Raw genomic sequence first — 19,795 nt, 5'->3', positions numbered from 1 at the left:
CGCTTGCTCCCACTGCTGCTTCTGTCGGGTCTGGCGCCATTCAACGCCCAGGCCGAGAAGACTGCAGCCGGACCGGGTTCATGGCTGGTCGCATCCGCCGCGGAAGGCGACCTCACCGGCCCGACCGGCAACGACCTCTATCTCGAGCTGAGCCTCAACGGCAATCCCCAGGGGCTGGTGCATTTCGGCTTGCGCGACCGGGAACTCTGGGCGAGCGCCGCGACGCTGCGGCAACTGGGTTTTATCCTGCCGGCGGGCGTGTCCGATCCCGTGAGGCTCAAGAGCCTTCCCGGCGTCAAGGTCGCGTACGACGCAGCAACGCAGAGCGTTGCAATCAACGCCTCCGCCGACGTGTTGCGGCTGCCCACGACCGTGGTGAACACATCGACGGTCCTCACGCCGAAGGCCAGCGCATCGCCCGGCCTGCTGCTCAACTACGACCTCTATGGCACGCAGGGCCGGGGCAACAGCTCCAGCCTCAACGCGCTTGCCGAAGTGCGCGCCTTCAGCGGAAGCAGCGTGTTCACCAGCACGATGATGTCGCGCGCCTACCGCTCCGGCAACGAGGACTGGACGCACGACTCGGTGCGACTCGACACCACCTGGAGCCAGTCGTTTCCCGATGACATGCTCACGCTTCGCGTGGGCGACACCACCACCGCGTCGCTGCCGTGGTCGCGTTCGACCCGGATCGGCGGCATCCAGCTCTCGCGCAACTTTTCGCTGCAACCCTATCGCACCACCACCCCGCTGCCGGCCTTCCTTGGGTCGGCCACGCTGCCCTCGCAGGTGGAGCTCTACATCAACGGCCTGCGCCAGTACACGGGCCAGGTCCCTGCGGGGCCCTTCCAGCTGAACACGGTTCCGAGCATCAACGGCGCGGGCAACGCCCAGGTGGTTCTCACCGACGCCTTCGGCCGTGCCACGACGCTCGACTTCTCGCTGTACGACACCCAGCGGCTATTGCAGGAAGGCCTGTCCGACTGGTCCGTCGATCTCGGCGTGGTGCGCAAGAACTACGGCCTGCGCTCGAACGACTACGGTAATGACCCCGCCGCCACCGGTACCTGGCGCTACGGCGTGAGCAACGGCTTCACGCTGGAGGCGCACGGCGAGGCCACCAAGGGGCTGGTCAAGGGGGGCGTCGGCGGTGCATGGCTGCTCGGGCAGAGCGGCGTGTTCACGGGCGCCGTGGCGCACAGCAGCTATCGCGGCGAGCAGGGCTCGTTGCTCAACCTGGGCTACAGCTGGCGCGACAACCAGTTCAATTTCGCGGTCGAGGGCACGCGCACGCGCGGCGAATACCGCGACGTCGCCTCCCTGTACGGCAGCGCGCCGCCGCGCGGCTCGGGCCGGGCGTCGATCGGCTACACCACCAAGGACTTCGGCAGCTTCGGCCTCAGCTACCTCTACCTGCGCTACCCGGCGCAGGAGGCGACGCGCATGGCGAGCGTCTACTGGTTCAGGGCGATCGGAAGCCGCGCCTCGATGAACGTGAGCCTCAACCAGAACCTGGACAACCGCCGGGAGCGCAGCCTCTTCGTCGGCTTCACCTGGGCGCTGGACGGCAACATCACGGCCAGCGCCGGCGTCCAGCGCGACAACGGCCAGACCGTCTACACCGCCGATGCGCAGAGCTCCATGCCGGGCGACGGCGGCATCGGCTGGCGCGCCGGCCTGCGCCAGGGCGGGGGCCAGAACGGCGGACAGGCCGAGATCGACTACCTGGGCCGTTACGGACGCGCCATGGCCGGCATCAGCGTGCTCGGCGACAGCCGCTTCGCCTATGCCGGCGCCACCGGCTCGATCGCGGTCATGGGCGGGCAGCCCTTCGCGGCCCGGCGCATCGACGACGCCTTCGCGGTGGTCTCCACCGATGGCATCGCCGGCGTGCCCGTGAGACTGGAGAACCGGGACATCGGCACTACGGACGACAAGGGCATGCTGCTGGTGGCCCCGCTGCGCTCCTACCAGAACAACCAGCTGTCCATCGACCCGATGCAGCTGCCCGCCGACGTGAAGATCGAACGCGTGAAGACGGTCGCCACGCCGAGCGACCGCGCCGGCACGATGGTGCGCTTCGGCATCACGCCGGTCAGCGCGGCCGCGCTGCTGCTGGTGGACGAGGCGGGCAAGCCCCTGCCGCTGGGCAGCCGTGTGCGCGTCAACGGGCAGGGCGGCGAGCCGGCCCTGGTCGGCTTCGACGGCGCGGTGTATCTCGAATCGCTCCAGGCCCACAACACGCTCGACGTGCAGACGCCCGGTGGCGCCTGCCGGACCAGCTTCGACTATCGCAAGGACGGCGCCGCAATCCCGCAGATCGGGCCGCTGCGCTGCGCCAGGGAGGCCAAGACCCCATGAGTCTTCTGATCCGCACGCTGCAGGCCCTGCGCCTGCCCCTGTTCTGCGCGCTGCTGTGGCTGCTGTCGGTGGGCAGCGCCCAGGCATCGATCAATTGCACCGCGTCGATGACGGCCGTGGCTTTCGGGCCGGTCGACCTGGTCGCCGGCACGGCTACGCCCGTCAACGCCACGTTGAGCTACACCTGCACCAAGACCGGCAATAACAACACCACCGAGTACGCCAGGGTCTGCTTCAACATCGGCGACGGCAACGAAGGTCTCACGAACTTCAATCCTCGCGTCATGAAGAGCAGCGCAGGCAACTCCTTGAAGTTCCAGCTCTACCAGGGGACGAGCAGCACGATCTGGGGCTCGAACGGCAACGCCGCGGTCCCGAATCCGTTCACCATCAACATCAGCATTCCCGCGCGGTCCACCACGTCCTCGGGGACCGCCACGATGCGCGGGGAGCTGCTCTCGGGCCAGAGCACGGTGCCTCCGGGCTCGTACCAGGACAACTTCGCCGGAATCCATACCTCGATCACGCTGACCTCGAGCACGAGCGCTCCGCCGACCACTTGCGGCACGACGCTGGCGGACCAGTTCGCCTTCATCGTCAGCGCGACCGTTTCCAAGAGCTGCCTGGTCACGGCCGACCCGCTGAACTTCGGGTCCGTCGCAGGTCTCCCGGGCGGGGCCAACATCGACCAGATCAGCACGATCAACGTCACCTGCACGACGCCGACTTCCTACACGGTCGCGCTGACGCCTTCCAACAACGTGACCTCCGGTGCAGGGGTGATGACGCCGACGGGAGGCGTGCCCGGCAACACGGACACGGTGGCCTACCAGCTCTATCGCAACGCCGGCCGCACAAATGCCTGGGGCAGTGTCACGGGAACCAACACCGTCGCGGGCACCGGCAGCGGCCAGGTTCAGGCGCTGCCGCTGTACGGCCGCGTTCTGGGGGCCAGCGCCAACGTGCGGCCCGACAGCTACATGGACGTCGTGACGGTCACCGTGACCTACTAGCCTGGGCCGCAGCGGCGCCTGCGGCCGCCCCGGTACGGAATGCCCGCTGGCAAATTCCAGGCAATGCGCCAAGAATAGCGCCCGGACAGCCTTCATTTTTCCGCGACTCTGCCGATAAGCCTGACTGGGCATCGATCCGATGCCTCCCCCAGGTTGCGACGAGAGGAGTTCCCATGCCCGGAAACAGGCGCGCTGCAAGGACGACCGCGCTGCGGTCGCCGCAAACGGTACCCCCGCTGGCTGCCGTCGGCATGCTGTTGCTCCTGCTGCCGCTGCCTCTGCAGCTCAGCTCCGCGGAGCCGATGCGCGGCACGAGCAGCGCCATGGGCCGCTTCAACCTGACGATCAACGTTCTGCCGACCTTCAAGGTGCTCGAGGTCACGCCCGTGAAAGGTGGGCATGAATACCGCGTCTGGACCAACATGGCGTTGGTAGTCATCAAGGGGCGGGAGTACAGGTTCGACAAGGTTGGCGAAACGACCTTCACGGTGCCCGGAACCGATGCCGACGGCCGCGACAGCCTCGGCTTCGCCTGGCACGGCGCGATCGGTGCGATGGCCGCGACCACGGGCGGCGCGTCGCCGCAGGCCGCAACCGCCCCGGTCGGCGATGGCAGCAACGCAACCCGGGTGACCGTGACCTACTAGGCCGCAGGCGGGGCGCCGATCCCGCCCGGGCGGGCCCTGCATTTCTTCTCGTTCCTGCCGATATCCGGAGATCGGGCGCATGTGTCGCGCCCGCACCTCATGTTCTTGCCATGGACAACGGATCGGGCCTTATGACGGGAAGTCGGCTGCAATCGGCGCGCGCCACCCTGGGTGCGCTGATGCTTGCGCCGATGCTGTGCGCGGCGGAGAGCAGCCTGGGCGCCGGTTCAGCAACGGCGAGGGTGCGCCTCGTGGTGGTCGTGCCGCCGGTGTTCCAGGTGCTGCAGTCCACGCAGACCGCCGAGGGACATGACTATCTGGTCTGGACCAACATGAAGTCGATCATGATCGGCGGCCGTGAGTACCGCTTTGCCCGGCCCGGCGAGAACACCGTGCACGTACCCGCGCCGCCTGCCGGTGCCTGGGTCGTGCACGGCCTGTAGGCCGCCTGCGCAACCCAGAAGAGCCCGCTCGCTGCGGGCTTGCCGCTCAGTTCCGGTCGCTGGTCTCGGTCCGGTCCGGCGACAGGCACAGCGGTCCCGTGCAGGCCGACGACCGGAAGAAGATCGGCGAGTCGGGTACGCCGAAGTAGCGGAGGCCGTTGGCCGTCTGCGCGTTCGCCTGTGCTGCATTGGCCTCCTGCAGGCCGAACACGGGGTCCGGGTTGTCGAGGAACTCGTATTCGAAGCTGCTCGACTGCGTCGTGTCCTTCACGTAGTAGATGTAGTCCTTCGATTCGCCGTTCGCGTCTTTCAGGAAGCGGTCCTTCAGCAGCCGGTAGCCTTGCGCACCCTGTTCCCGGATCTGTGCCTTGACGTCCTTCACTTCGCCGCCCACCACGCTCAGCGGGCTGATCACGGCCTTGAAGTGGTAGCGCGATGCGCTGCTCAGGTCTTTCAGGAAGAACTGGTAGCCGCCCTGGTTGACCAGGAAGGGCGTGGCCCACGGCCGGTAGCCGTTCGCGCCCTGCGCGTTCGCACGGCTCACGTAGTCGGCGACTTTCTCGGCATACAACTCGGCCGTCACGTCGTAGGTGGCCGACGAGCCGAGATCCTTGCGGTAGAGCACGGCGAATTCGGGGTCGAGGTTGCTGTTGAGATCGATGGGCGCCAGGATCTTGAGCAGCACCATGCCCTTGGCTCCCTGTTCCTTCGCCTGCTGCAGCAGCGCCTGCAGCGCGGTGGTCTGCAGGATGTCGTAGGTCAGCCGCTTGTACTCGTAGCTGTAGGTGCTCTCCGTGTCCTTGACCAGCATGAAGCTGTCCTGCAGGCGCACGATGGTGCCCCCGGCCTCTCCCTCGAGGTAGCGGTAGCCGGCGGCGCCCTCCCGGTTGAGCAGCGCGATGTAGTCGTTGAAGCGCTTCTCGGCCGATTCGGTGTCCGGATCGCGGTTCTGCTCGAATTTCAGGAACTTGTAGCTCGCGGCAATGGGCGTGGGCGTCGGGGTCGGGTTGGGGTTCGGCTCCGGGTTGGGTTCGGGGCTCGGGCCCGCGCCCGGCCCCGGTGACGGAGGCACCCAGCCGACTGGCAGGCTCCCGAAGTTGCCGCCGCCTCCTCCACCACCGCCGCAGGCTACCAGTGCCGCCGTCGCGAGCGCCGCAAAGAACAATCTCGTTTTCATGATCCTCTACTCCTGTTTGTTCGTGATTCGCCGCCGCAAGAAAAAAGAGGGCGGGCGGCGAAGCGAGCGAAGGTAGGCGCGCGGGCACGCCCAACACAGTGCAGAAAGTCACTGCGTTGCAGGAAGCGCGAGGAATACGGGAGGGAGTTAAGACGAAAGGATTGGCCCCGGGGCAGGCCCGCGCTCAGGCCTTGATGCCGCAGCCGTTGAGCACGAAGGCCACGAGCTCGCGCGCGATGGGCTCGCGGTCGATGGGCGCGTCGGGCGGCAAGCCGAGCATCACGCGCGTCTGGATCGCGTAGTCGGCATAGCTCTGGGTCATGGCCCAGATGTGCATCAGCAGGATGCGCGCGTCGAGCGGACGCATCTGGCCGCGCGCGATCCAGCCGTTGATCACGTCGATCTTGTTCTGCGTCCAGGCCCGCGCGTTGGGCCAGTAGCGGTCGAGGTTGCGCCCGCCGTCGAGGATCTCGCGCGTGAAGAGGCGCGACATCTCGGGGCTGTCGATGGCGTGGTCGAGCTTCTTGCGGATGTAGTTGCCCAGCACCGTGGCAGGGTCGCTCGCGTCCTCGAAGGAGAACACCACCTTCCATGCGTGCAGCACCTGCATCAGAAGCTCTTCGTAGAGCTCTTCCTTGCCGGCGATGTAGTAGTGCAGCTGTGGCTTGGTGAGGCCCGCGCGCGCTGCGATGGCCTGCGTGGAGGTGCCCTTCAGGCCGTGCAGGCTGAACTCCGTGACGGCCGCGGTGCGGATCGCCGCCATGATGCGCTCGCGCCCCGGCCGTGCGCGCGACAGGGGCCCGTCTGGCGCGGGCATTTCCCGGGCGGGTGAAACGGGGAGGGCGGCGGGATCGGCGTTCATGGTGGCGGATGGGCGGTGCGGCGGTGCGCCCGGTCGATGGTAATACCACCGGCTCCACCGGCATCCCGCGCATGACCGCATGCCATGCCGGCATGGGCGCGAAGGGCATGCAGGCATGGTTCATGTATCGTCCTCGCCGCCTCGAAAGAATCCACTCAACACAGGAGTTCTACATGTACCTCTCTCCCCGTTTCCGTGCCTTCGCGGCCGGCGCCGCGCTGCTGGCCGCCAGCGCGCTCGCGCAGGCGCAACAGGCGCTGCCCAACGTGGTGATCCTCGCCACCGGCGGCACCATCGCCGGTGCCGGCGCCTCGGCCGTCAACAGCGCCACCTACGCGGCCGCCAAGGTCGGCGTCGAGAAGCTCATCGCCGGCCTGCCGGAGCTCTCGAAGGTTGCCAACGTGCGCGGCGAGCAGGTGTTCCAGGTCGCATCGGAAAGCCTGACCAACGACAACCTGCTGACGCTGGCCAAGCGCGTGTCGGCGCTGTCGAAGCAGTCGGACGTGGATGGCATCGTCATCACCCACGGCACCGATACGCTGGAAGAAACCGCCTACTTCCTCACGCTGACCGTGCACACGAACAAGCCGATCGTGGTGGTCGGCTCGATGCGCCCGGGCACCGCGCTGTCGGCCGACGGCGCACTGAACCTGTACAACGCCGTGAACGTGGCGGGCAGCAAGGACGCAATGGGCAAGGGCGTGCTCGTGACGATGAACGACAACATCGACACCGGCCGCGACGTGAGCAAGAACGTCAACATCAAGACCAGCGCCTTCTCCAGCCAGTGGGGCCCGCTGGGCATGATCGTCGAGGGCCGCAACTACTGGTTCCGCGCGCCGGTCAAGCGCCACACCATGAACTCGGAATTCGACATCGACAGCATCACCACGCTGCCGCCGGTGGAGATCGCCATGGGCTACGAGGGCGTGAGCTCGGTGGCCATCGACGCCATCGCCAAGAGCGGCGCCAAGGCGCTTATCCATGGCGGCACCGGCAACGGCTCGGTGGCCGATCGCATCGTGCCGAACCTGCAGAAGGCCCGCTCCGACGGCGTGATCGTGATCCGCAGCGCGCGCGTGCCCGACGGCTTCGTGATCCGCAACGCCGAGCAGCCCGACGACAAGTACGACTGGGTGGTGGCGCACGACCTGCGCCCGCAGAAGGCGCGCATCCTGGCGATGGTCGCCCTGACCAAGACCAACAACACCAAGGAACTGCAGCGCATCTTCTGGGAGTACTGATCTCCCTTGGGGCGTCTTCGGCGCCCCGTGCGTGCCAGGCCGCAGCGGTGAAAGCCGCCGCGGCCTTTTCTTTTTTCCTGCCTATCGGCGGCCCGTTCCGCGATGGTGCCGGGCGTACTCGATGCTCGCGATGCAGATCGCCAGCCATGCGGTGCCCGAGCACAGCCCCGCGAGCACGTCGCTCGGGAAATGGGCCCGCACGAAGATGCGGCTGCAGGCCACGGTGACGATCACGGCGGTCGCGGCCATCACCGAAGGCACCCGCCAGCGCGCCGGCAGCATGCGCAGCCCCAGGTAGCCCAGCATGCCGTAGAGCACCATCGAACCCGAGCTGTGGCCGCTCGGAAAGGAATAGCCCGACACCTGCGCGAAGCCGAAGTCGTGCACCGGCCGCGCGCGCTCGAAGATGTGCTTGAGCATGTGGTTCAGCACCGCATTGCCGACCGTGGCCGCGACCCAGCCGGCCGCGAAGCCGCGATGCCCGCGCAGCCACAGCGCCACCGCCACGCCTGTGCACAGCAGCACCACGGTGATCGGGTCGGCCAGGTGGGTGAGCCAAGAGAACACCTCGCGCACGGCCGGCGGGGTATGGACGCCGACCGAATGGCTGATCGTCTCGTCCAGCAGGCCCATCGGCCGGCCGTCGCCCAGGCCTTCGGCCACTTCGGCGAACCCCCAGGCCAGCGCCAGCACGGCCGCGGCGCCGATGGCCAGCCCGCCGAACAGCAGCCCGGTGCCCGGCTCGGGCTGCGCCGCGCGGCGGCGCCGCAGGTGCTCGAAGCTCCAGGCGGCGATGCCGGCGACCAGGGTCAGCAGGGCGAGAAGAACCAGGAATCCGGGCCAAGCCTGGGCGCCGACGCGTTCTCCCAGGGCGATCAAAGCGGCATGGTCAACGGGCATGGAAGACAGAGGGGGTTTCGGGGCGAGGGCGGGTGGGCAAAGGGCGAGAGCATAGCGGCCCGCTCCTGACTGCCCGCTGCCTCGTAAAATAGCCGGCTCGTTGCGCCGCGGGTTCTTCTCCCGCCGGGCGGCCGCCTTCACGCAGATCCATGCTGACCTTCCAACAAATCATTCTCAAACTGCAGTCGTACTGGGCCGACAAGGGCTGCGCGCTGCTGCAACCGTACGACATGGAAGTGGGCGCGGGCACCTCGCACACCGCCACCTTCCTGCGAGCCCTGGGCCCGGAACCCTGGAAAGCCGCCTACGTGCAGCCCAGCCGCCGACCCAAGGACGGCCGCTACGGCGAGAACCCCAACCGCCTGCAGCACTATTACCAGTACCAGGTCGTGCTGAAGCCGGCGCCCTCGAACATCCTCGAGCTCTACCTCGGCAGCCTCGAAGCCCTGGGCTTCGACCTGAAGAAGAACGACATCCGCTTCGTGGAAGACGACTGGGAGAACCCCACGCTCGGCGCCTGGGGCCTGGGCTGGGAGGTCTGGCTCAACGGCATGGAAGTGACGCAGTTCACCTACTTCCAGCAGGTCGGCGGCATCGACTGCAAGCCCATCACCGGCGAGATCACCTACGGCCTGGAGCGCCTGGCCATGTACCTGCAGGGCGTGGACAACGTCTACAACCTGACCTGGACCGACGGCCTGAGCTACGGCGACGTCTACAAGCAGAACGAGGTCGAGCAGTCGACCTACAACTTCGAGCACAGCGACGCCGAGTTCCTGTTCACCGCCTTCAATGCGCACGAGAAGCAGGCCAAGCACCTCATGGAAGCCCAGCTCGCGCTGCCCGCCTACGAGCAGGTGCTGAAGGCCGCGCACAGCTTCAACCTGCTCGACGCGCGCGGCGCGATCAGCGTGACCGAGCGCGCGGCCTACATCGGCCGCATCCGCAACCTCGCGCGCAGCGTGGCGCAGAGCTACTACGACAGCCGCGAGCGCCTGGGCTTCCCGATGGCGCCGCGCGAATGGGTCGCGCAGATCCCTCCGAAGAAGGCTGCCTGAAGCAGCTGTCGTCCCATGCCCACCGTCTTCACCCACGTCGCCGTCCCGGTCTGCGCAACCATTGCGCTGGGCACGCGGCGCGTGCCGGTCGCGGCGCTGCTGGCGGGCATGCTCGCTTCCATCGTGCCCGACTTCGACGGCCTGGCCTTCAAGCTCGGCATCGCCTACGGCGGCATGTCGGGGCACCGCGGCTTCACGCACACGCTGGTGTTCGCGCTGCTGCTGGGGCTCGCCGGCTGGTGGCTCGCTCCCCGCTGGGGCATGCGCCGGGCGGCGGGATGGGCGTGGATCTCGCTGTGCACCGTGTCGCATCCGCTGCTGGACATGCTGACCAACGGCGGCATCGGCATCGCCTTCTTCTGGCCGTTCAGCGACGCGCGCTACTTCAGCCCGTGGCGGCCCATCGAGGTGTCGCCGATCGCGCTGAAGAAGTTCTTCTCGCCGCGCGGCGCGCAGGTGCTGTTCAACGAGATGCTCACCGTGTGGGCGCCGTTGCTGGTGGCTTCGGTGGCCGTGCTCGTCGCACGCCGCAATGTGGAGCGGCGCACCGGCGCCGTCGCCGCATGAATCCGGTTCTTCCTCTTTCTTTCCCTTCCACGGCGCTGCCCAGTCGCGTGCCCGTGGCCGGTGCCGCTCGCGGCCCATTTCCTCCTACTCTCTGAGCCATGTCGTCTGCCAGCCTTCTTGTCGAACTGTTTGTCGAGGAATTGCCGCCCAAGGCGCTGAAGAAGCTCGGTGACGCCTTTGGCAGTGCCATTGAGGTGTCCCTCGTAGCGCAGGACCTGATTGATCAGAAGGCGCGCGGCTTCGTCCCGCACGACCCGACAATCCGCGCATTGCAATACTTTGCTTCGCCTCGCCGTCTTGCGGTGCTACTCAGGGGGGTGCTGAGCCAGGCTGCCGACAAACCTGTGTCGCAAAAGCTCATGCCGGTGTCGGTCGGCCTCGATGCCTCGGGCCAGCCCACGCCCGCGCTGCTCAAGCGCCTGGGCGCGCTCGGCGCCGATGCCTCCGCCGTGCCCGGCCTCAAGCGCGCCATGGACGGCAAGGCCGAAGCGCTGTTCTACGAAAGCACCGCCAAAGGCGCCACGCTGGCCGAAGGCCTGCAGAAGGCGCTGGCCGAAGCCATCGCCAAGCTGCCGATTCCCAAGGTCATGAGCTACCAGCTCGAAAGCGGCTGCGAGCTGCCGGGCTGGAGCAGCGTGAGCTTCGTGCGCCCCGCGCACGGCCTCGTGGCGCTGTACGGCGACGCCGTGGTGCCGGTCGAGGCGCTGGGCCTGAAGGCCGGCCGCGAAACGCACGGCCACCGCTTCGAGGCGGCGGTCGACCCGGTCGTGCTGCGCGATGCCAACAGCTACGCGCTGCAGCTGCAGGAAGAAGGCGCGGTCATCGCGAGCTTCGAGGCACGCCGCGCCGAGATCGCGCGCCAGCTCGCGGCGGCCGCGGTGAAGGTCGGCGGCGGCTCGGTGCCCATCGAGGACGAAGCCCTGCTCGATGAAGTCACCGCCCTGGTCGAGCGCCCGAACGTGCTGGTCTGCAGCTTCGAGCGCGAGTTCCTCGAAGTGCCGCAGGAATGCCTCATCCTCACGATGAAGGCCAACCAGAAGTACTTTCCGCTGCTCGACGCGTCGGGCAAGCTCACCAACAGGTTCCTCGTCGTCAGCAACATCAGCCCCGACGACGCGAGCGCGGTCATCGGCGGCAACGAGCGCGTGGTGCGCCCGCGCCTGGCCGACGCCAAGTTCTTCTTCGACCAGGACCGCAAGAAGTCGCTGGCCTCGCGCGTCGAGTCGCTGGGCAAGGTGGTCTATCACAACAAGCTGGGCACGCAGGGCGAGCGCGTGGAGCGCGTGATGCGCATCGCGCGCGGCATTGCGGAGAAGCTCGGCGACGCGACGCTCGCCGCGCACGCCACGCAGGCCGCCCAGCTGGCCAAGGCCGACCTCGTGACCGACATGGTCGGCGAGTTCCCCGAGCTGCAGGGCATCATGGGCCGCTACTACGCGCAGCACGACGGTCTCGACGCCTCGGTGGCCGACGCCATCGAGGATCACTACAAGCCGCGCTTCGCCGGCGACGAGCTGCCGCGCAACACCGTGGGCCTCGTGGTGGCGCTGGCCGACAAGCTCGAGACGCTGGTCGGCATGTTCGGCATCGGCAACCTGCCCACCGGCGACCGTGACCCGTTCGCCCTGCGCCGCCACGCGCTGGGCGTGATCCGCATGCTGATCGAGAAGGACCTGCCGCTGGGGCTCGACGCATTGCTGCAAGACACCGCCGCGCAGTTCAGCGGCATCGCCGGTTTCGAGAGCAGCCGCGCCACCGGCGAACTGCAGGACTTCATCCTCGACCGCCTCGCCGGCTCCCTGCGCGAGCAGGGCGCCAGCGCCCAGGAGGTCGAAGCCGTGCTGGCTCCGCGCCCGCAGCGCCTGGGCGAAGTGCCCAAGCTGCTGGCCGCCGTGCGCGCCTTCGCGGCCCTGCCCGCCGCTGCCGCGCTGGCCGCTGCGAACAAGCGCATCGGCAACATCCTCAAGAAGGCCCCCGAGGCCGACGCGCACGTCAGCGAACTGCTGCTGCAGGAGCCCGCCGAGAAGGCGCTGCACGCAGCCATGGCGCAGGTCGTGCCCGCCGCCAACGCGCAGTTCGAGGCTGGCGACTACACCGCCTCGCTGCAGACGCTGGCCGCGCTGCGCGAGCCGGTCGACGCCTTCTTCGACGGCGTGATGGTCAATGCCGAGCAGGCCGACCTGCGCCTGAACCGCCTGGGCCTGCTGATGTCGCTGCACGCCGCGATGAACCGCGTGGCGCAGCTCGAACGGCTGGCCGTCTGACCCCGACCACGACGCCTCCACTACCAGGAGCGGCACCGCCATGAAACTCGTCATCCTCGACCGCAACGGCACGATCAACGTGCACCGCGAAGACTTCGTGAAGAGCGACATCGAGTGGACGCCGCTGCCCGGTGCGCTGGAGGCGGTTGCGCGCCTCAACCATGCGGGCTGGCACGTGGTGATTGCGTCCAACCAGTCGGGCCTGGGCCGCGGCCTGTTCGACATGGCCTCGCTCAACGCCATGCACGCCAAGATGCACAAGATGCTCGCGGCCGTGGGTGGCAAGGTCGACGCGGTGTTCTACTGCCCGCACAGCCCCGATGAGGACTGCGACTGCCGCAAGCCCAAGCCGGGTTTGTTCCTGCAGATCGGCGACCGCTACGGCATTGACCTCGAAGGCGTGCCGACCTGCGGCGACAGCCTGCGCGACCTGCAGGCCGGCGCGGCCGCCGGCTGCGAGCCGCACCTGCTGCTCACGGGCATGGGCGCGGCCTGCCGTGGCGTCGATCCGCTTCCTTCCGAATACCCGGCGAACACGATGGTCCACGACGATCTCGCCGCCTTTGTCGATTTTCTGCTCGCGCGCGAAGCGCGGGACGCACTGCAGGTAGCTCTCTGATGGCGTTGTTCCGTTCCGTTCTCCACGCACTGTGGATGCTCGTCACCGTGGTGCCCTGGGGCATCATCATGTGCGTCAGCTCGCTCTGGAAGCGCGGCGTGCCGCTCTACTGGATGGCCGTGCGCTGGCTCGGCTGGGCCATCGGCGGCGCGCGCGTGCTGCTGGGTATCAAGACCCGCGTGAGCGGCATGGAGAACCTGCCGACCGACAAGCTCGCCGGCGCGATCCTGCTGGTGAAGCACCAGTCCACGCTCGAGACCTTCCTGATGCCCACGCTGATGCCGCACCCGCTGGCCTATGTGTTCAAGAAGGAGCTGATCTACATCCCCTTCTTCGGCTGGGCGATGGCGCGGCTGGACATGATCCACATCGATCGCAGCCAGCGCGCGCAGGCCTTCAACAAGGTCGTGAACCAGGGCCGCAAGCTGCTCGCGCAGGGCATCTGGATCATCATGTTCCCCGAGGGCACGCGCATTCCGCGCGGGCAGAAGGGCACCTACAAGAGCGGCGGCACGCGCCTGGCCTGCGAGACCGGCGTGCCTGTGATCCCCATCGCCGTGACCTCGGCCAAGGTGTGGCCGCGCAAGGCCTTCATCAAGCGTCCGGGCGTGGTCGACGTGTCCATCGGCCCGGCCATTCCCAGCGTGGGCCGCAAGCCCGACGAGCTGATGCGCGAGGTCGAGGAATGGATCGAGGCCGAAATGCGCCGCCTCGACCCCGAAGCCTACGTCGACAGCTCCCCGCAGCCCGCGCAGCAGGAAGCGGTGAGCTGAGGAAGAAGAGAGAGAAAGCCCGCCATGGGGGGACTGCTCCGGTTCACGATGGACCTCTTCGAGGGGCTGGGCAGCGAATTCGCGCCACCGGCTCCCGCGCCGGCACGGCCGCGCCGGACCAGGAAGAAACCGGAGCCTCCGGTTGCTCCGCCGGCCGTCGTGGCGCCGGTCGAAGAACCGCCCGACCCGCACGCGCCGCCGGCGGTGCCGCTGGCCGACACGCTGACGCTCGCGAACTTCGTGCATCCCCAGGCCACGCGCGAGGTGGTGCTCGGCTCAGCGCGCGTGGCTTACGAATTCAAGCGCGGCAAGCGCAAGACGATCGGCTTCCTGGTCGGGGCCGAAGGGCTGTCGGTGCGGGCTCCGCGATGGGTGGCGCTGCGCGACGTCGACGCGGCCATTCGCGAGAAGTCCGACTGGATCCTGCGCAAGCTGACGGAGACGCAGCAGCGCCATGCACGCGTAGAGGCTACGCGCATCGAATGGAAGGACGGCGCGGGGTTTCCCTTCCTGGGCGAGCAGATCGTGATGCGGCTCGATCCGAAGCACGGCTTTGCCGGCGTTGGGGGCACGCTCGATCCGGCCGAGGGCGACGGGCCCCGGGTCCTGAGGCTGGCCGTGTCGCAGAACGCCGAGCCTTCGCAGATCCGCGATGCCGCGCAGGCCTGGCTCATGCGGCAGGCGCGCAAGCTGTTCATCGAGCGGCTGGATCACTTCGCGCCGCTGCTTGGAGTGCGGTGGGAGAAGCTGTCGCTTTCCAATGCCGCCACGCGGTGGGGGAGTGCGAGTGCGGATGGGTCGATTCGGCTCAACTGGCGGTTGATTCACTTTCGGTTGGAGGTGATTGACTATGTCGTTGCGCATGAGCTTGCCCATTTGAGGGTCATGGATCACTCGCATCGGTTCTGGGAGACTGTGGAGAGTGTTTTGCCGGACTATGGGGTGTTGAGGCAGCAGCTTAAGGATGAGGCTGTTCCTCGTTGGAACTGATTGCTCTTAGGTGGTTGTTTCCCGGGGCCGGGACTCGCCCCGGCGGGCGACCTACTTTCTTTTGCTTCGCCAAAAGAAAGTAGGCAAAGAAAAGGCGACCCCGCTGTCTGCGTCCCTCCGCTTCGCTGCGGGCAACCTGCGGTGCTCGCGTTTCGCGGGGTCTCGCAGAACTCGCTTCGCTCAAACAGCTGCGATCCCTGATCCGCGAAACGCTGCGCTCCTCGGCGCAGCCAGAGGGGAGGGGAGATGTGCGGGCCATCGCGTTGCTCGGCCACCAAGGCACAGCAGGCGCTTCGCGCCTGCTGTGCTTGGAATGAGTCGTTGGTCTTGTTGGGGGCGCTGGAACCAAATATGTGGCCAAGCGAAGCGAAGGCCAGTCCAGGCTGTTCAGAAGGCCGAGCGCAGCGATGGCCTGTTTGGCCTCCAACTCCCTTCTGGCTGCGCCGAGGAGCGCAGACGTAGGAGGGACAAGGGCCGCAGCTGTCTGAGCGAAGCGAGTTCTGCGGACCCCCTCCTACGTCGAGCACCGCAGGTTGCCCGCAGCGAAGCGAAGGGACGCAGACAGTAGGGTCGCCTTTCTTTTGCCTACTTTTCTTTGGCGAAGCAAAGAAAAGTAGGTCGGCCGCCGGGCCGAGACCCGGCCCCGAAAAGCAACCCCCCAGGCAAACATCAGCACAGTGAACTGCAGCAGCTCACCGAGCATGCGTAACCCCCCCATCCACCACCAACGTAGACCCCATCACATAGTCCCCAGCCCGCGACGCAAGGTAGATGGCCGCCCCCGCCATATCCTCCGGCACCCCGATCCGCCCAGCCGGAATCCTCCCCTTGATCTCATCCCCATGATCCCGGGCCACCTTGTTCATGTCCGAAGCAAACGCCCCAGGCGCAATCGCACTCACCACGATGCGATCCTGCGCCAGCCGCAACGCCATGCGGCGCGTGAGCTGGATCAGCCCGGCCTTGCTCGCCGCATACGAATACGTCTCCTGCGGATTGATCGAGATCCCGTCGATCGAAGCGATGTTGATCACCTTCGCCAGGTGATCCGTCGCGGCCTTCTTCAGCATCGGCGTCAGCGCCTTGGTCAGGAAGAAGGGCGTCTTCAGGTTCAGGTCCACCACCTTGTCCCAGCCGCTCTCTGGAAACTCTTCATAAGGCGCACCCCAGGCCGCGCCTGCGTTGTTCACCAGGATGTCCAGCGAGCCTTCGTGCTTCGCATAGGCATCGACCAGCGCCTGTGCGCCCTCGACGGTCGACACGTCCGCCGGCAGCGACACGCAGTGCCCGAAGGCCGACAGCTCCTTCGCCGTCTCGTCGCAGGCCGCGGCCTTGCGCGCAGAGATGTACACGCGCGCGCCCTGGGCCAGGAAGCCCTCGGCGATCATGCGGCCGATGCCGCGCGAGCCGCCGGTGATCAGCGCGGTGCGGCCCTTCAGCGAGAAGAGTTGGGTGGTGTCCATGGTGCGGGTGTCTCCTGAATGAGTGATCGTGATCGGATTCAGGAAACGAGCTTAGTGCGCGCCGCGCCGCGCGCGCGTCACCTCGGTGTCAGCAGCAGGCTGCGGGGGCTGGTGAAGCTGCGGGGAGCGCCGGTCAGCGGATCGGAGAAGTCGAGCGACCGGGCCAGCAGCTGCATGGGTTTTTCGAAGTCGTCGGCACCCTCGGGCAGCAGCACGGGGTAGATCGGGTCGTTCACGATCGGCATGCCCAGCGCCATGCAGTGCACGCGCAGCTGGTGCTTGCGGCCCGTGATCGGCGACAGCCGCAGCAGCGCCTGGCCTTCGTGCACCCGCAGCACCTCGATGCGGGTCTCGGAGTTGGGCTCGCCGGGCTCCTCGCGCACGCGCATGAAGTGATCGTCGTCGACCAGCCGGCTGCGATAGACCTCGGGCACCGACGACACGCCCTCGCGCCAAGGCACCACGGCCTCGTAGTGCTTGGTGATGCGCCGCTCGGGAAACAGCGACTGGTAGGCGCCGCGCGTGGCGGGCCGCACGGAGAACAGCACCAGCCCCGAGGTGCTGCGGTCGATGCGGTGCAGCGGCACGAGGTCGTCGAGCTTCAGCTTGCGCTTGAGGCGCACCAGCAGGCTTTCCTTCAGGTACTTGCCCTTGGGCGTGACGGGCACGAAAGGGGGCTTGTCGACCACCAGCAGCTCGTCGTCCTGGAGCACGACCTGCTCCTCGAAGGGAATGGCCGTCTCGCCGTCGAGCGTGCGGTAGTAGTACACGCGCAGAGGCGACTGGTAGCGGCGCGTCAGGGTCACGGGCACGCCGTGCTCATCGACCACGTCTCCCGCCTCGATGCGCTCCAGCCAGGCTTCGCGCGTGATGACGGGAAAGCGCTCGATCAGGAACTCGGCGATCGTCGGCCAGGGGCCGTACGGCAGGCCGATGCAGCTCGGGCCGACGCCGTCGCGCGTGGGCAGCGGCAGCTGGGGTGGCCGGCGCCGGGTCATGGCGCGGAAGATGCCTGCTGCAGCAGCGACAGGGCCTCGGCGAACGTCGGGCGCGTGGCGGGGGCGGGATGCAGGCAGCGGTCTTTCAGCACGGCCACCGATGCGGGTGCTGCATCGGTGCAGCGCTCGAGCAGTTCCTCGAGCAGGCAGCCGAAGGCGCGCACCTCCAGCGCCTGGAAGGCTCGCACCTGTGCCGCGTCGAGCGAACCCGTGAGCCAGGCGGCGCCGAAGTCGCCCAGCCGTCCGCCGCCCTGGGCGTGCCAGAGGATGTTGTGTGCGTAGAGGTCGCCGTGAAGAATCCCGTGCGCGTGAAGGTGTCGCATGGCCGATGCGATGTCGCGGGCGATGCGCAGTGCCGCGCCCGATGTCCAGCGCGCCTCGTCGGCATAGACGTCGCGCGTGCACGATGCGAGGCTCGGCGGCCCTGCGAGCGTGGCGAACGCGGGATCGACCAGCGCCATCACCAGGCCTTCAGTGCCTTCGGGGTGGCCGTCGATGCGGCTCTGCGCGGCGATCAGCGTGGGGTGTGCGCCGGCCGCGATGCTGGCCGCCATTTCGCTGTGCGGCCAGCCGTCGCTTGTCACCGCGCCCTTGAAGAGCTTGACCGCCACGGGCTGAGCGGCAGCGCCGAGCGTGGCCCCGTGGATCACGCCCGAGGCGCCTTCGCCGAGCTTCTCGCCCAGTGTCAGTTCGCTCCAGTCGACATGCGGTACCGACTGGGCGACGATGGCCGCATCCTCGGCTTGCGTGTCGAAGGGATTGCCCGCGCAGGCGAGCCACGACAGGCGCGGCAGCGAGGGCAGCCATTCGGGCAGGGCCTCGAAGCGATTGGCGGAGATGCGCAGCAGCTCCAGCTGCCTGAGCGCGGCCATCGACGCGGGCAGCGCACGCAGGCGGTTGCCTGCCAGCATCAGCTTCTGCATCCGCGTGCATGCGCCAAGCGAGTCGGGCAGTTCCTCGATTTCGTTGTCGGTGAGGATCAGCCAGCGCAGCGAGGGCGGCAGCGCCGCGGCCGGAACGCTGCTGATGCGGTTGGCCTTGAAGCCGACGATGTCGAGGCCATGGCAGCGGCCTATCGATTCGGGCAGCGTGGTGAAGCGGTTGTCCGAGCAGAAGAGCACGCGCAGCCTGCGCAGGCGATGCAGGTCGTCGGGCAGGGCGTCGAGCGCATTGCCCGACAGGTTCAGCACCTCGAGCGAATCGGCAAGGTCGAAGACCTCGCGCGGGAACTCGGTGAGTCCGCACGAGAGGTCGATGCGTGTTGCGCCTGCCAGCCGGCCCGCGCGCAGCTGAGCCAGCGTGTCCATCCGCCGAGTCTAAGCCGTCGCGGCTGTCGTGGCCTTGGGGCCGAAGCGATAGATGCCGTCCTTGCCCAGCTCGCGCCGCACCTGGCCCGCGAACCACAGCAGGTGAAGGTGCGCCACGGTTTCGCCCATCGCGAAGGTCATCTGGTGCAGGTCGAGTTCGCGCTTGAACAGGATCGGCAGGCCCTCGGCGGCCGTCAGTGCGCGCGCGGTGCAGGCCTCGAGCAGTTCGGCGAGCCGGTCGCGGTGGTGCTCCTGCAGCTGCTCGACGCGGCGATGGATGCCCCGGAAGGGCTTGCCGTGCGAGGGCAGGCCCAGCGTGTCGGCCGGCAGCGACTTGAACCTCTCGATGCTGTCGAGGAAGAGGCGCAGCGAGTTCGCCTCGGGCTCGCCCGCGTGAACGCTCACGTTGGTGGAGATGCGCGGCAGCATCATGTCGCCGCCCAGCAGCAGCTTGAGCTCGTCGCAGTACAGCGAGATGTGCTCGGGCGCATGGCCATAGCCGCTGATGCAGCGCCAGGCGTGGCCGCCGATGTTCACTATGTCGCCGTCGAGCATGCGCACGAAGCTGTCGGGCACCGAGGGCACCATGTTCGCGTAGTAGTTGGTGCGCGCACGGATCTTCGCGACGGACTCGGGATCGGTCAGGCCGTGAGAGGCGAAGAAGCGAGCGGCCTGCTCGCCGCCCGCCAGGGTGTCGCCGGCGGTGCTGAGCACGCGGGCCACGTGGTAGTCGGTCGAGCTGATCCACAGGGGGGCGTTCCAGCGCTTGCACAGCCAGTCGGCCAGGCCGATGTGGTCGGGGTGCATGTGCGTGACGATGACGCGCAGGATCGGCATGCCCTGCAGCTGCGTCTCGAACACCTGTTCCCACTGGGCGCGTGCCTCGTCGCGGGCGATGCAGCAGTCGACCACCGTCCAGCCCTCGACGCCGTCGATGCTGTCGCGCAGCAGCCAGAGGTTGATGTGGTCGAGCGCGAAGGGCAGTCGCATGCGGATCCAGCGCACGCCGGGTGCCACTTCCAGAGTCTGGCCGGGCTCGGGGAGCGTGTCGCCGAGGGGGTAGTGGAGTTCGCGTTCGAGGAGGTTCATGTAAGATTGACGTTTACGTA

General features: G+C 67.7%; 18 protein-coding genes. 11 read left to right on the top strand and 7 right to left on the bottom strand.

Annotation, left to right across the window (positions count from 1 at the left end; genetic code table 11):
- Positions 1–3: 3 nt before the first annotated feature.
- From BMY35_RS26825 to BMY35_RS26810, 4 genes are all read left to right on the top strand, one after another.
- The gene (locus BMY35_RS26825) at positions 4–2,361 is read left to right on the top strand and encodes a fimbria/pilus outer membrane usher protein (protein ID WP_256229710.1); all 2,358 of its coding nucleotides are present in this window, start codon (positions 4–6) and stop codon (positions 2,359–2,361) included.
- Positions 2,358–3,374: a Csu type fimbrial protein gene (locus BMY35_RS26820; protein ID WP_093205988.1), complete on the top strand. Its 1,017-nt coding sequence runs from the start codon at positions 2,358–2,360 to the stop codon at positions 3,372–3,374. The genes BMY35_RS26825 and BMY35_RS26820 overlap by 4 nt, the downstream gene beginning before the upstream one ends.
- 251 nt (positions 3,375–3,625) lie before the next feature.
- Positions 3,626–4,021: a hypothetical protein gene (locus BMY35_RS26815; protein WP_256229708.1), complete on the top strand. Its 396-nt coding sequence runs from the start codon at positions 3,626–3,628 to the stop codon at positions 4,019–4,021.
- A gap of 131 nt (positions 4,022–4,152) precedes the next feature.
- A complete protein-coding gene (locus tag BMY35_RS26810; protein ID WP_093205984.1) occupies positions 4,153–4,464 on the top strand; it encodes a hypothetical protein in 312 nt (103 codons plus the stop codon).
- Between the two features lie 46 nt (positions 4,465–4,510).
- Here the strand turns inward: BMY35_RS26810 and BMY35_RS26805 are convergent, their stop codons facing one another.
- Complete coding sequence (locus BMY35_RS26805) at positions 4,511–5,641, bottom strand: hypothetical protein (protein WP_143080735.1); 1,131 nt, start codon at positions 5,639–5,641, stop codon at positions 4,511–4,513.
- Between the two features lie 184 nt (positions 5,642–5,825).
- Positions 5,826–6,503, bottom strand: a complete 678-nt coding sequence (locus BMY35_RS26800; RefSeq protein ID WP_176947546.1) for a TetR/AcrR family transcriptional regulator — start codon at positions 6,501–6,503, stop codon at positions 5,826–5,828.
- Positions 6,504–6,676: 173 nt separating this feature from the next.
- On the opposite strand from BMY35_RS26800, the gene BMY35_RS26795 reads away from it, so the two are divergent.
- Positions 6,677–7,747 (top strand): asparaginase, encoded by a 1,071-nt coding sequence (locus tag BMY35_RS26795; protein WP_093206052.1) that lies wholly within the window; start codon positions 6,677–6,679, stop codon positions 7,745–7,747.
- A gap of 81 nt (positions 7,748–7,828) precedes the next feature.
- Here BMY35_RS26795 and BMY35_RS26790 read toward each other — a convergent pair whose 3' ends face one another.
- Positions 7,829–8,647 (bottom strand): phosphatase PAP2 family protein, encoded by an 819-nt coding sequence (locus BMY35_RS26790; RefSeq protein WP_093205978.1) that lies wholly within the window; start codon positions 8,645–8,647, stop codon positions 7,829–7,831.
- A gap of 149 nt (positions 8,648–8,796) precedes the next feature.
- Between BMY35_RS26790 and glyQ the strand changes: the two genes are divergently transcribed.
- The 6 genes from glyQ (at position 8,797) to BMY35_RS26760 (ending at position 14,918) form a co-directional block, all read left to right on the top strand.
- A complete protein-coding gene (glyQ, locus tag BMY35_RS26785; RefSeq protein ID WP_093205976.1) occupies positions 8,797–9,705 on the top strand; it encodes a glycine--tRNA ligase subunit alpha in 909 nt (302 codons plus the stop codon).
- A gap of 15 nt (positions 9,706–9,720) precedes the next feature.
- Positions 9,721–10,272 (top strand): metal-dependent hydrolase, encoded by a 552-nt coding sequence (locus BMY35_RS26780; protein WP_093205974.1) that lies wholly within the window; start codon positions 9,721–9,723, stop codon positions 10,270–10,272.
- 98 nt (positions 10,273–10,370) lie between these two features.
- Complete coding sequence (gene glyS, locus BMY35_RS26775) at positions 10,371–12,536, top strand: glycine--tRNA ligase subunit beta (RefSeq protein WP_093205972.1); 2,166 nt, start codon at positions 10,371–10,373, stop codon at positions 12,534–12,536.
- 40 nt (positions 12,537–12,576) lie between these two features.
- Positions 12,577–13,155 carry a D-glycero-beta-D-manno-heptose 1,7-bisphosphate 7-phosphatase gene (gene gmhB / locus BMY35_RS26770; RefSeq protein WP_093205970.1) on the top strand — a complete coding sequence of 193 codons (579 nt, stop codon included), beginning with the start codon at positions 12,577–12,579 and terminating at the stop codon, positions 13,153–13,155.
- On the top strand, positions 13,155–13,928 hold the full coding sequence (locus tag BMY35_RS26765) for a lysophospholipid acyltransferase family protein (protein ID WP_093205968.1): 774 nt from the start codon (positions 13,155–13,157) through the stop codon (positions 13,926–13,928). The genes gmhB and BMY35_RS26765 overlap by 1 nt, the downstream gene beginning before the upstream one ends.
- 24 nt (positions 13,929–13,952) lie before the next feature.
- Positions 13,953–14,918: a M48 family metallopeptidase gene (locus tag BMY35_RS26760; RefSeq protein ID WP_256229701.1), complete on the top strand. Its 966-nt coding sequence runs from the start codon at positions 13,953–13,955 to the stop codon at positions 14,916–14,918.
- Between the two features lie 692 nt (positions 14,919–15,610).
- Here the strand turns inward: BMY35_RS26760 and BMY35_RS26750 are convergent.
- The 4 genes from BMY35_RS26750 to BMY35_RS26735 form a co-directional block, all read right to left on the bottom strand.
- Positions 15,611–16,381, bottom strand: a complete 771-nt coding sequence (locus BMY35_RS26750) for an SDR family oxidoreductase (protein WP_093205966.1) — start codon at positions 16,379–16,381, stop codon at positions 15,611–15,613.
- 77 nt (positions 16,382–16,458) lie between these two features.
- Positions 16,459–17,379: a pseudouridine synthase gene (locus BMY35_RS26745; RefSeq protein ID WP_093205964.1), complete on the bottom strand. Its 921-nt coding sequence runs from the start codon at positions 17,377–17,379 to the stop codon at positions 16,459–16,461.
- Positions 17,376–18,686: a leucine-rich repeat-containing protein kinase family protein gene (locus BMY35_RS26740; RefSeq protein ID WP_093205962.1), complete on the bottom strand. Its 1,311-nt coding sequence runs from the start codon at positions 18,684–18,686 to the stop codon at positions 17,376–17,378. Before BMY35_RS26740 ends, BMY35_RS26745 begins: the two co-directional genes overlap by 4 nt.
- Before the next feature lie 9 nt (positions 18,687–18,695).
- Positions 18,696–19,775, bottom strand: coding sequence for an MBL fold metallo-hydrolase (locus tag BMY35_RS26735; protein WP_093205960.1), 1,080 nt, complete (start codon positions 19,773–19,775; stop codon positions 18,696–18,698).
- Positions 19,776–19,795: the final 20 nt, after the last annotated feature.

Origin of the sequence: Variovorax sp. YR750 (genome assembly GCF_900109805.1) — a bacterium.
GTDB classification, from domain to species: Bacteria; Pseudomonadota; Gammaproteobacteria; order Burkholderiales; family Burkholderiaceae_C; genus Variovorax; species Variovorax gossypii.
This window is presented reverse-complemented; position numbering and strand designations above follow the sequence as displayed.